Annotated in this window: 9 protein-coding genes; 2 read left to right on the forward strand and 7 right to left on the reverse strand. The window is 50.6% G+C overall.

Annotation, left to right across the window (positions count from 1 at the left end; all coding sequences use genetic code 11):
• Complete coding sequence (locus ING2E5A_RS08300) at positions 1 to 531, reverse strand: DUF4199 domain-containing protein (protein WP_071136997.1); 531 nt, start codon at positions 529 to 531, stop codon at positions 1 to 3.
• Positions 532 to 712: 181 nt separating this feature from the next.
• Here ING2E5A_RS08300 and ING2E5A_RS08305 point away from each other — a divergent pair, with 181 nt between their 5' ends.
• Positions 713 to 1,921 (forward strand): uracil-xanthine permease family protein, encoded by a 1,209-nt coding sequence (locus tag ING2E5A_RS08305; protein ID WP_071136998.1) that lies wholly within the window; start codon positions 713 to 715, stop codon positions 1,919 to 1,921.
• Positions 1,922 to 2,002: 81 nt separating this feature from the next.
• Here ING2E5A_RS08305 and ING2E5A_RS08310 read toward each other — a convergent pair whose 3' ends face one another.
• The 6 genes from ING2E5A_RS08310 to ING2E5A_RS08335 all read right to left on the reverse strand — a co-directional run bounded on the left by ING2E5A_RS08310 (position 2,003) and on the right by ING2E5A_RS08335 (position 10,687).
• The gene (locus ING2E5A_RS08310; RefSeq protein ID WP_071136999.1) at positions 2,003 to 2,983 is read right to left on the reverse strand and encodes a Gfo/Idh/MocA family protein; all 981 of its coding nucleotides are present in this window, start codon (positions 2,981 to 2,983) and stop codon (positions 2,003 to 2,005) included.
• A gap of 3 nt (positions 2,984 to 2,986) precedes the next feature.
• Complete coding sequence (gene ccsA, locus ING2E5A_RS08315; RefSeq protein ID WP_071137000.1) at positions 2,987 to 5,428, reverse strand: cytochrome c biogenesis protein CcsA; 2,442 nt, start codon at positions 5,426 to 5,428, stop codon at positions 2,987 to 2,989.
• 216 nt (positions 5,429 to 5,644) lie between these two features.
• Complete coding sequence (locus tag ING2E5A_RS08320) at positions 5,645 to 6,568, reverse strand: sugar phosphate isomerase/epimerase family protein (RefSeq protein ID WP_071137001.1); 924 nt, start codon at positions 6,566 to 6,568, stop codon at positions 5,645 to 5,647.
• 14 nt (positions 6,569 to 6,582) lie between these two features.
• Positions 6,583 to 7,959: a Gfo/Idh/MocA family oxidoreductase gene (locus tag ING2E5A_RS08325; RefSeq protein WP_071137002.1), complete on the reverse strand. Its 1,377-nt coding sequence runs from the start codon at positions 7,957 to 7,959 to the stop codon at positions 6,583 to 6,585.
• A 25-nt stretch (positions 7,960 to 7,984) separates the two neighbouring features.
• Positions 7,985 to 9,577, reverse strand: coding sequence for an SUMF1/EgtB/PvdO family nonheme iron enzyme (locus tag ING2E5A_RS08330; RefSeq protein ID WP_071137003.1), 1,593 nt, complete (start codon positions 9,575 to 9,577; stop codon positions 7,985 to 7,987).
• Between the two features lie 159 nt (positions 9,578 to 9,736).
• Positions 9,737 to 10,687, reverse strand: coding sequence for an IS30 family transposase (locus tag ING2E5A_RS08335; RefSeq protein ID WP_071137004.1), 951 nt, complete (start codon positions 10,685 to 10,687; stop codon positions 9,737 to 9,739).
• Between the two features lie 419 nt (positions 10,688 to 11,106).
• On the opposite strand from ING2E5A_RS08335, the gene ING2E5A_RS08340 reads away from it, so the two are divergent.
• Positions 11,107 to 12,762, forward strand: a complete 1,656-nt coding sequence (locus ING2E5A_RS08340) for an AMP-binding protein (protein WP_071137005.1) — start codon at positions 11,107 to 11,109, stop codon at positions 12,760 to 12,762.
• Positions 12,763 to 12,765 lie beyond the last annotated feature (3 nt).

Raw genomic sequence — 12,765 nt, forward strand, 5'->3', positions numbered from 1 at the left:
TCAATACGGTCTACGTTTAATGGGTTGGTACCTGCGGACAAGCGGCACAAGCAGCAGCGAGAGAATCATGCCGATCAGAACATCGGTCATGATCACATTGCTGAAGATATAATTTACGGTACTCGGCAACGGCTGTGCCTCCAGCGATTCAGCCACCCGTTCGTTCAAATTCATCATCTTTACGGTCTCGATCATTGTCTCGTAGAGCTTGCCGACATATGCCTGGTCGATCCATGTGATATGAATGAAGACAATGACTGCTTCCAGAAGCGAGGCAAAAAAGAAGAGCAGGATGCCAAACCGAACACCGTGCCAGTATCCCAGATTATTACCCGTTACAAAGGTTTTGTACTTGAACAGAAAGTAAAAAAGGAGAAGCGGCGTACCCAGGGTCAGCAATGACCCGAACAGATTCAATGCCGGAATGCGCGTCGCACCCATCACAAAAAGATACTTCAATATCCAGAACAGACCCAAAAAAACACCACCATACATGGCGTAGTTCATCAACTGACTTTTATCTTCCTGCATAAATGACTTTTTAACCTACAAAAGTAACTAAAAAAAGTCAGAAGTGGAGACCTGAACTTTCAGAGTGCTTGCCATCTCGCCCTTTTATTGATCTTTTTTTTTACAAATTGCACCTATTTAACAAAAAATACCGACAATTGAGTTACCTTTGCTTGAATTTTAAAAAAATGGATTTTTTAACATGGAAAATGTAAAACCGCTCACTCCCCTATCCAAAAGTGTGGTTGGGGTTCAGTTTCTCTTTGTGGCATTCGGCGCCACGGTATTAGTTCCCCTTTTGGTTGGCTTGGATCCCTCCACGGCACTGTTCACTGCAGGTATCGGGACACTGCTCTTTCATCTGGTAACAAAAGGGATGGTTCCAATCTTTCTGGGCAGTAGTTTTGCTTTCATTGCCCCGATAATCAAAGCCACCGAGCTTTATGGACTGGCTGGGACCCTCTCCGGACTGGTAGCTGTCGGTGCCGTCTATTTCCTGATGAGTGCACTTGTCAGGTGGCAGGGAATAAAGATCATACAACGGCTCTTTCCCCCTGTAGTTATCGGCCCCGTCATCATGCTGATCGGGTTGTCGCTTTCAGGGACAGGCGTAAACATGGCGTCCGAGGATTGGTTGCTGGCCATTATTGCTCTTGTTACGGCCATTATCGTCAGCATGTTTGCCAAAGGGTTATTGAAACTGATCCCGATCTTCAGCGGAATCATTGTGGGATATGTAGCCGCACTTCTTATGGGGAAGATCGATTTTACACCGGTTCTTGAGGCACCCTGGTTCAGTTTGCCGCAGTTTGTCACACCTCAATTTTCATGGCAGGCCATTCTCTTTATGGCTCCGGTAGCCATTGCTCCGGTAATCGAGCACGTCGGGGATGTATATGCGGTGAGCCAGGTGGCGGAAAAGGATTTCGTGAAAAAGCCGGGACTTCACCGTACAATGCTGGGTGACGGTATCGCCTGTAGCGTTGCCGGATTAATTGGAGGTCCTCCGGTTACCACCTATTCTGAAGTCACCGGTGCAATGGTGCTGACCAAAGTTACCGACCCTGCCGTGATCCGTATTTCGGCAGTTACCGGTATTCTCTTCTCCCTGATCGGAAAGGTCAGCTTTTTACTTAAAACCATACCCAATGCCGTACTGGGGGGGATCATGCTGTTGCTGTTCGGCATGATTGCAGCTACAGGTGTCAACAACATGATTAGCAACAAGACCGACATGAGTGTTACACGCAACCTGATCATTGTATCGCTTGTGCTGACCACGGGAATTGGCGGTGCAATCTTGAAGATTGGCAATTTCACTTTTGCCGGTATCGGGTTGGCAGCTATGGTGGGCGTAGTGCTGAACCTGATCTTGCCCGAGCAGAAAAGGGAGAAATCGGCCGAGGCCTGATAATATCTTCCTGCCCAGTTCCTCCCATGCGTTTCGCCACTGTAATATGTAATATGCAGACGTGACGCATGGGAGGTTTTTTCACTCCATCCTACCCAGTATCATGTCCATCGCCCGGTTGGCACGCAATGCGGAACGAAAATCGCTCACGGGGTAAGGCCCCTTGCCGTTCAGGTAGTTCACAATGCTTTGAATCAGATAAAACTGGATATTGTCGGGATTCTCCTCCACAAAGATCTTCTCTCCAGAGACACCATTCAAGACGATGGGTGTAAAATGAAAGGTAGAAAAGCGGATTGAACCTTTCGAACCCAAAATCTCGATCGTATCGGTACGTTCTTTCACGGGAGCTGCAAACTCCCAATGGCCACGGCCCTTTACCCCCGAGCTGTGCAACCACCTGCCATCTACCGTATCTTCCACATCGTACAGTCCGGCCCTGTTTGCGGTTGTTCCGTGCGCTTCAGTGATCTCGCCGAAAATAAAGTCGAGATAATCCAGCTGATGCGAAGCCAGGTCGTAGAAATAGCCTGCACCCGACAGCTCCCTCTTTACCCGCCATGACAGGGTCTCCCTGTTCAGATCGGATGGATAGGGAGGAATGACAAACTCGATTCTCACTTCACTCGCCACCCCTATCTCGCCACTCTCCAGCAACTGCCTTACCCGCAGAAAATAGGGCAATGTCCGGCGGTAGTAGGCCACAAAACAGGGGACGCCGGTCTCTTCCGCCACTCTTGCCATGGCCATGCAAGCTTCAGATGAAGCGGCCATCGGTTTTTCGACATAGACCGGTTTTCCCGCCTTCATCGATGCCACGGCATATTCGTCATGCGATCCGGGCGGCGTGGCGATATAGACCGCATCCACCGAGGGATCATTGATCAATGCGTAGGCATCGGAATACCATCTGGCTATCTTGTGCCGTGTTGCATAATCCTGGGCCAGAGCGGCATCCCGACGCATCACTGCTACGATATCCGACTCCTCGACCTTACGGAAAGCCGGGCCGCTTTTCTTTTCCGTCACGTTGCCGCAACCGATGAATCCCCAATGAATCATACCTTAAATTGTCTTGTTTTCTTCAACTTTACTGTTCATTTTTCGATATCCTCTGAAGGAGATCGTGGCCAAAGCGATTATTCCGGCCAGGGCCGCATAGAGGTAACCGAAGGTCTCCGCTACCCCCTCATTCTCCCCGTAGGAGTGCAATCCGCTCAGGAGGTAGTTTACCCCCCAGAATGTCATCAGCACCGAGGCAAACGCCAATACCGATGCAAGATTGAAAAACCAGTCGTTCTTCAGCCTCTTCACCAGGTGGGTATGGGTAACCACGGTATAACAGACAACCGTAATGAGTGCCCAGGTCTCCTTGGGATCCCAGCTCCAGTAACGCCCCCACGATTCGTTGGCCCAGATGGCTCCCAGGAAGGTGCCGACGGTCATCAGTGCCAGCCCCACCAGCAACGACATGTTATTGATAATGGTCAGTTCCCTGATAAGGAGTTGCTGTTTACGTTTTCTCACCATGCACATCATCAGCATGTTGGTCAGCCCCAGCAACAGGCTGATCCCGAAGAAGCCATAGGCTGCTACGGTCACCGCCACATGAAACATGAGCCAGGGAGATTTCAGTACGGGCACCAGTGTGGTGATCTGCGGTTCCATCCAGCTCAGGCTGGAAACAAAGAGGATAATGCCACCGAAGAGGGTTGCCGTAGCCAGGGTGAGGTCGTTGCGCCGGCCAAAGACAAGGCCTGCCAGCAATGTCGCCCAGGCAACATAGACCATCGTTTCGTACGAATTGCTCCAGGGTGCGTAACCCGATATATACCCACGCATGGCCATCCCGTAGCCGTGATAAAGGAATAGCAGTACTACTCCCAAACCGAGTAACTTGAAGAGCACTCTTGTCCACGTTACCTCTCTGAAGAGCCGTAAAAAGGCCACAACAAGCAGCAGAAATCCCAACAGGAGGTATCCGTTGCGGGCTTTGTCAAAAAAATGCTGACTGTTGTATCGGATCTCCGCCTCAATCTTCTTCGGATTGATCAGTTCGCTCCGGTCTCCCTTTCGTTGAAAGCCGGCAATTGAATCGAGCAATGCCTGTGGCTGTTGCCAATCTCCATTTTCGAGTGAGCGGCGCACTTCCGACAGGTAACTGGAAAAGATGGTGGAGACGAAGAGGGAGTCGTTGTCGGTAAAAGGCAACAAATCATCGCCCGGAGCATACCAGTCATGTCCGGTCTCATTCTCATTCGGAAAGATTGCCATCAGTTTATGGTTCAGCAGGAGGAAAAGGATGTTCACCTTTTCGTCGAGCTTGATGATATCCTTGTCCAATTCGTTGCGCTGCGACTCCGGTTTGTGGTAGGCCTCGTTTACATGGGCAAGCAGCTTGTAGTTGCCCTCCGGATCAAAGAGCTGTGCATAGGCAAGATCCCCTTCCGGCAACCCTAGCATCCTGGCCAGCTCTTCGTTAGAATTGGCAATAAGGGGCACCTGCATCCAGATTTGCGGCATGGTGAGCAATCCCAACAGGAACTGGTCGGAATCAAGATCGCCGATACGGTTCTGCTTGTGTACCTTTCTCAGCAGATCGGACGAGAAGGTGTTCATCGGCATGATCCGTCCACCGAACTGGACCGGCAACTTGCCGAATTGTGCCGCATGTTCCGTCGGGACTGCATTTCGCTGTAAGGCCTGCATGACTGCAGATGTACCCTTGTCCTGTGCACTCGTGCCGATGGTCAGCATCGTGAAGATGGCTGTCAACATCGCCGTACGTCTCAACTCGTTCAACTGGCGGTTCAGTTTTCTCAAGCGTGAATTTGGAGTGACAAACATCAGGAGAAACCCTGTAATCAACAGAAAGTAGCCTGCGTAGGTAATGTTGCGCCCAGCCACATCCTTGTTGACAGATAAAACCGTGCCCTGTTCATCCTCGTCGTACGAAGCCTGGAAAAATCGGTATCCGTCGAGATCGAGTACATTGTTCATGAAGACTCGGGCTTCACGCACCTCCCCGTCGATATGAATCCTCAAATCGCTTTCGTAAGAAGAGGGACTCGAGGAGCCGGGATACCTGATCAGACTGAACCGGACAAGCTCCAGTTTAAAGGGTAGCTCCTCCTTGAAGACCCCTTTCGACGTATGCATGACCATTAGATTGCTCGTCTCTCCCTCGCGCAGGTGGATTGTTCCCTCTTTTCCAAAGAGATGTGTTGTCAAAGCCCCTGCAAGGATAACAACAAGTGCGGCATGGATGACGGTAAGCGCCCACCGTCCCCTTTTGGCATACCGGTGATCGATAAATATCAAAACGAAATTTACCACCAGCAGGAACTGTATAAAGAAGAAAACGGGAGAGTAATAGATAATCATCTTGGCCGCTTCGGTGGTCATCACCTCTTCAACAAAGGTAGCCAGCGCCATCAGGAAGGCGTAAATCAGCAGCAGGACCAGTGTGGTTTTATAGGATGCGAGAAGTTGTCTTAAATTTTCCATATTTATTTGATATTGAAAAACCGGTACCGCGGCACTTCACCTGGATGGTGCCCTTAACGGCCGGAGAGCCGGAGTGACGTTGTCACTCCCCTAGCCCGCACAAAAATATAAAAATAAGCGGTTGAACCACTATATAAAACGATAAAAATCCCCGAAACGGATGCTCCGGGGATTTTCAATATCAGCTAAATGTTTCTGATTGATCACATTTCCATATCATGCCTCTTTCCATTGTTTTCTCAACAACTCGAGTGCTGCCGGGACAACCACCTTCCGGTCGCCCTGGCAACCACATTCAAAGCTGACATATTTATTGTAACCGATCATCTTCAAACCTTTGAATCCGCTTACATAATTATCGGCCTCACCATCTTCACCAGGCATGCTGCGCCGTTTACGGCTGGCCATATGTACATGCTGCAGGTACTTGCCGGCAGAGAGGAAAGCGGCCATATCGCAGGTCTCCTCCCAAGTCATGTGCCAGAAGTCGCCCAGGCAGGTTACTCCGGGATTGTTGATGTCACGGCAGATCGAAGCTGCATCGGCAACTTGACGGAGATAGAAAGCCTCTTTGCGGTTCAGCGGCTCCAGAATTACGGTTGTTCCGTGCTTTTGGGCAATGTTGCCCATCTCGTTGAACTGTTCGCAGAGGAAGTCACGGGTCTCCTGGGTATGCGGCATGACCGGTACCTGCGAGTTGAATGCCGGTACAATGATAACGCCCGTTGAACCAAGTTCACCCGCCAGGATAATCAACTCTTCCATCGTATCGCGACACTTCTTGCGAATTGCCGGATCGGTGGAGAGAATAAATCCCTCAAAACCGGCGCAGATGGCACTCACACCGATATTCCGACCCTTCAACGCCTCCTTGAACTCCTTCATCCGACCCTTCAAACCCTTACCATGGGGTTCGAAACCCACTACGCCATGTTCTTCCATAAAGTCGAACTTCTCGTTTAAGGTTGCCCCGGGGGCGGTACCTTCCTGAAACGAGATCTTGAGCTCAGCCTTGATTGGATAAGTTGGCGGAGCTCCTGCCGGAAGCTCCCCTGCAGAGGCGGCCAGGGTGTTACCCAAACCTACCGCGGCAGCGCCGGCAAGTGATGATTTGATGAATTTTCTTCTGTCGATCGTCATGATGATTTATACTTTTACTTTTTGTTATCGCTTCCCGGTACAGGCACAGTAAATCGGCTCATGTCCATCTTGCCGATGTTCAGGTCGGCCGGGGTATAATCCAGCTGAGCGGCGGCGATGGCATCCCAGGTTGTCTCCTGGCCGGTGTAGGCTGCTTCGCGTCCCATGATGGCGCCCAGGTTGGAGATCGCCGTTTCGGAGGCCTGCTCGATGGGGGTATTCTTCCGGATACAGTTGATCAGGTTCACATGCTCCAGCGTGTAGGGGTCGGTCTGCTTGAAGTTGGCCTTCTCCGCCTCGCCGTCATACTGCCAGATCACGTTGCCTGCCAGGTCCCTGATCACGTGTCCGCCCTGGCTGGTCCATGATCCTTTCGTCCCCTGGATGAACTCGCTCACGTTGTTGGCGCATCCGTCGATCTGGCGGCACATGCTGTGCAGGTGTATGCCGTTCTCCATGGTGAAGTCGACGCTGAAGTTGTCGTACTGGTCGCCCGTCACGCGGCGCTGGCGCGAACCGAAGGCCACCGCCTTCACCGGCTTCAGACCGCTGAACCAGGTGAACACGTCGATGTTGTGCACGTGCTGTTCCACGATATGGTCGCCCGAAAGCCATTTCCAGTTCACCCAGTCGCGGACCATGAATTCGAAATCGCTCCATCCCGGTTGGCGTTCACGGTACCAGAGCATGCTCTGGTTCCAGTAGACGACACCGCCGGTGATCTCGCCGATAAGGCCGTTCATGATCTGCTTGTAGGACTCCACATAGGCACGCTGGTGGTGACGCTGTGTCCCCGTAACCACGCAGAGGTTCTTGGCCTGGGCCTGCTTGGCGGCAGCCACCACCGTGCGGTAGCCGACCGAGTCGACGCAGATCGGTTTTTCCAGGAAGCAGTGCTTGCCCTGCTCAACAGCATACTTGAAGTGCTCTGCACGGAAGAAGGGGGGCGTACAGTCGATCAGGATGTCGATCCCGCTGTCGATCACCTGCTTGTAGGCATCCAGCCCCACAAACCGCCTGTCGGCCGGAATGTCGATGTTCTTTTCAGCCTTAAGCTTGTCGGCCAGGCCGTTCACCTTGTCCTCAAAAACATCGCCCAGGGCTACGATCGTAACGCCGTTGGCCGCATTCAGGAAGTTGATGGCGGCACCCGATCCCCTGCCTCCGCATCCCACGACGCCGGCTTTCAGTTCCTTGCCGTCGGAGGCCAGATCCACCAGTTCCGGTACATAGTAGCTTCCCGGTTCCTTCAGGGGGGTTGTCGCATCCTTCTTGCCACTACTGCATGAGCTTAGAAAACCGGTCGTGCCGGTACCGATCATGCCTGCTGCTCCGGCCACCGCCGAAGTCTTAAGAAATCCCCTTCTTGTCAAATTGTTTTCTCTTTTCATATCGTTTAATCTGTTTTAGAAATGTTTATTTTGCAATCAATGAACTGTCGGGCTCACACACCACCCTGAAGCCGATACCCTTGATGTCGGAGTACCACCAGATGCTTTTGGGTTGTTGCGGGTCGGTCTTCAACCAGTCATCATGCCTGGTATGGCTACGGGCAGCAACCCGGAGGTCGGCAGCATCCGACAGGTAATTTCCGCCTCTTACTACCCACTCCTCACCTTCAGTAACCAGCGGATCCCTGGTTGTTCCGCTTCTTTTTCCATAAGCAGCCTCATCATACTTGTCGGCACAGTACTCCATAACATTCCCAAGCATGTTCTTCAATCCGAAGGGGTTGGGTTTCACCATGGAGGGTTCCTGCGTACGGTTATCACTGTTCTTGCTGTAGATGACAAAGGCGCTTATGCTGTCTGTTTTTGCCGGGAAGAATTTCCGCATAAAGCCCGTATCGGAAAAATCCTTGGGATTTCCTGCAAAGAAATAGGGTGTCTGTGTACCTCCCCGTGCCGCATACTCCCATTCAGCCTCAGTGGGCAGGCGATATTTCTTGCCTGTCTTGTGTGACAGCCACTGGCAGAATGTTTCGGCAGCGTAGTGGGTCATCGTGATAGCGGGCCTGTCACCCGAACCCCAACCCTGATCGGGGTATCCGAACGGAGGCGTTGGACCGGAGATAGCATCCACTCCCATCGCCTTCAGGTTGTTTTCATAAACCACTTCGGGCGGTGTCCTCCCTTCGCTCATTGTGCTGGCATAGAATGCCCAATACTGGTCCCAAGTGGTTTCAACCTCCGCCATGAAGAAGGGACTCACCGCCACCTCATGCTGGGGGGCTTCGTCCGGCTTGTGGAAGGGCTCCTTGGGTGTGCTGCCCATCATGAATGTTCCTCCGGGTATCGCCTTCATATTGAAAGAAATGGCCGTACCTGGAATCTGCTCCGTATAGTCTTCAAATGCGGTAACGGTAGCCGGTTCCTTATAGAAGAGGCTGGAATCTACCACAGCACTCACATTCATCCCGGGTATTCCCACCATCTGTCCATGAACATAGTTCGGATTGTAGTGTCCTACATCGAGATGGCAACTGATGCATTGAAGGTCCAATTTCTCATGATTCTCATCATAATACATGTGCGCGGTAATGCCATCGTCGGTTATTCCCTGCGGAAAGAGGTTCTGATGACACTTGACGCAAGAGGCGTTCGGAATATATTTTACTGCATGCTCCAGTTCAGATTTTTTGTCCCAGTCGAAATCGGCACTGTCCTTGGTCAGATATCCCCAAAGGTCGCGGATGCCCAAAGAGGCCTTGGCTGTATAGTGAGCCCACGTATCATCCTTTGGAGGCAGGTGGCAGTCCACACAGTTGACCATCACCCCACTCCCGTTGTTCACGTGAACGGAGAGCTTCCAGCTCTCCTCGGCATGAGGATGAACATGGCACATCATGCACGATTCATTGGTAGAGAAATAGACCGAAGTCTGGTACAGTGTACCGATAAAGGTTATACCGATAACTATGCCCAATAACAGAATAAAACCTTTGCGTTGATGAATTTTTTTTCGGCTGTTTCTGTGTCGATCACCATAGATGTTTTTAGATTTAGCCATCTATCTATTAATTAGTTAATTGAAAGTTTAATTGTTGTTTTAAAATTGTGTATAGAAAAAAACGAAAAAGTTTTGCTTGCAAATATATGAAATTTTAATGGTTTACCGCTTTTATTTGCATAAAAAAGCAGTTGGGCAGAGTCAAGCAGCAAGTGCAATTTACATTAATTGTTTGTAAAACTCAACTTTGGGTGTGTTAAAGTCCAATTTTTTCCTCGGTCTTTCATTCAGCCTGTGCTGTATCCGCTTCAATCTGTCGGGTGGATAGTCCTTGAAGGACGCCCCCTTGGGGATGTATTGCCGGATGAGCTTGTTCGCGTTTTCGATCGATCCTTTTTGCCATGCCGAATAGGGGTCGGTGAAGTACACCGGGGCTTCCAGCATCTCCGTGATCCGTTCGTGCGCCGCGAACTCCAAGCCGTTGTCCGTGGTGATCGTCCTTATCACGTCCTTGTAGGGTAGCAACATGCGGCACAGCACCTTGGCCAACCCTTTCGAGTCCCTTCCGCGGGGCAGTTCCCCGATCATCACGAGGTTCGTCTTCCTTTCCGTCACCGTCAGTATCGCCTCCGACTGGTCGGCCCCTATCATCGTGTCCATCTCGAAGTCGCCGAAGCGCTTCCCGTCGGCCTCCACGGGCCTTTCCCGGATGCTCCTGCGGTTGGGGATGTCTCTAACGGAGCCCACCGGTCTCTTGCGGTGCTTGAGCCTGTGATGGCAATGCTTGTAAAGGTCGCCCCCGGCCTTCTTGTCCTCCCGGATCCACTTGTAGATGGTCTCGTGGGAGACCCGGATATTCTCCTTCTTTCTCAGGTGTCCGCTGATTTGCCCGGGCGACCAGTCCTTGCGCACGAGCCGGATCACCTTTTGTTTGATCCATTCCGGGGTGGCCCGGTTGCCGGGCAGGCGTTCCCTTCTCTCCATCGCCATCTCGTGGGCCAGTCGCCACGAGTAGCCCCCGCGCTTGTCCTTGTTGCGCTGCAACTCCCTGGACACCGCTGAAGGACTGACACCTATCAAGCTCGCGATCGTCCGCTGGGTGTCACCGTTTTCTAAACCTAAATAAATCGCGTACCTTTGTTCTGAAGTTAACTGTTTGTATTTTTTCATAAGCAACATAATAGTTAATTTTAGGGAGACTTCGGTCTCCTTTTTCTTTTATGTTGCTGTCCGACTCTCTTCGGGGGCTTGCGCGCCCCCGGCCGTTAGGCAAACCCCCCCGGTGTTTTTCATGATTGTTGTGAAGAATCATTTCAAAAAACAACACGTGGATGTTGCACTTCTAAGTTGAACTTAGGTTGTCAGCAACAGGACCGACAAAAAATGGGGTTCCTGATCCCGGTGAAGCGTGTGAAAAGTCAAAAAAAGGAAACAAATAGTGAAAGATGTTTTTCAATATGATAAAGTTTAGTAAATTTGTGATGGATTGGATACTCTTATTATAATTATTAACAATTATCCACACTGAATCTTAATAAACAATCCGTGGAGTTGATTGTTTTTATAACGACATAAAAAAAGATATTGTAATGAATCAGAACTCTTTTCTTGGATTAATCGAGCAAAGTATACGAAATCATTGGGATCTACCTGCAATGAGCGACCTTCAGGGCAAAACTTTCTATTACAAGGATTTTGCCCGTGAGATAGACAAGTTGCACGAATTTTTCAAAACCGCCGGCGTTCAACGTGGAGACAAGATTGCCATCTGCGGTAAAAATTCAACCCATTGGGCCATCACCTTTTTCGCCACACTCTCATATGGAGCGGTAGCGGTAAGCATTTTGCACGAATTTGAGCGGGAGAGTGTCCAATATATCGTGGATCATTCCGATTCCAAGATGTTTTTCGTGGATGAATCGATCTGGAAGACAATCGATGAGACCAAAATTCCCAATACTGAAACTGTATTTTCTCTCGACGACTTCTCTCTGTTGAAGGTGACTTCCAAAGAGCTCAAGCTATTTGTAGCCAACTCATTTTCATATTTTGACAAGAAGTATGAGAAAGGGTTCTTCGTCAACGATATTGCTTTCAGGACCGACAAGCCGGAAGAGCTGGCCGTTATCAACTACACCTCTGGAACGACCAGCAGTCCGAAGGGAGTGATGCTCCCTTACCGCAGTTTGTGGTCGAATACGAAGTTTGCCAACGATAACCTCGGTTTTATCTACCCGGGAGACAACATCATCTGCATGTTGCCCATGGCTCATGCGTACGGTCTTGCCTTCGAGGTTCTCAACGCCATATCATTGGGCTGCCACATCCATTTTCTGGGGAAAACTCCTTCACCGAAAGTATTGCTTGAGGCGTTTGCAAGGACAAAACCGAAACTGGTACTGGCCGTTCCGCTCATCATCGAGAAGATTGTCGTCAAGAATGTCTTTCCGAAATTGCGGCAGGGAGCGGCCAAGACACTTGTTAAAGTACCCCTGTTGAATATCGCCGTTTACCGCAAGGTGAGAAAATCACTCATTGATGTTTTCGGTGGAAACCTGGTCGAGGTGGTGATTGGCGGTGCTGCCCTCAATGCGGATGTGGAGAAATTCCTGCGCAGGATAAAGTTTCCCTATACGGTTGGATACGGTATGACGGAATGCGGACCGCTTATCTCCTACTCTTTCTGGAAAGAGTTCAAGGAGCGCTCCTGCGGAAAGGTGGTTGACAGGATGGAGGTCAGGATCGATTCGGAAGATCCCCAGCAGATTGTCGGCGAGATACAGACCAGGGGGATGAACGTGATGCTCGGTTATTACAAGAACGAGGAGGCTACCAAGGCGACCTTTACGGAGGATGGTTGGCTTAAGACGGGCGACCTGGGCATTCTGGACAAGGAGAACGTGATCTATATCAGGGGCCGTAACAAAAATATGATTCTTGGTCCTTCTGGACAGAACATCTATCCCGAAGAGATCGAGGACAAGCTGAATAACTCGCCCTATATCCTGGAGTCGCTGGCCACGGAGGAGAACGGAAAGATTGTAGCCCTGATTGTTCCCGACACCGAGGTGATGAATGCCGAAAAGATCACACCTGAGCAGTATCAGGCTCTTTTCGAAAAGGAGATTAAGGAGATAAATACCAAATTGCCCAATTACAGCAAGATAGCTTCATTCAGGCTCAGGACGGAAGAGTTTGAAAAGACACCCAAGCGAAGTATCAGGCGATTTAAGTACCAGCAGTGATGA

The sequence above is a fragment of the Petrimonas mucosa genome, from assembly GCF_900095795.1.
GTDB classification, from domain to species: Bacteria; Bacteroidota; Bacteroidia; order Bacteroidales; family Dysgonomonadaceae; genus Petrimonas; species Petrimonas mucosa.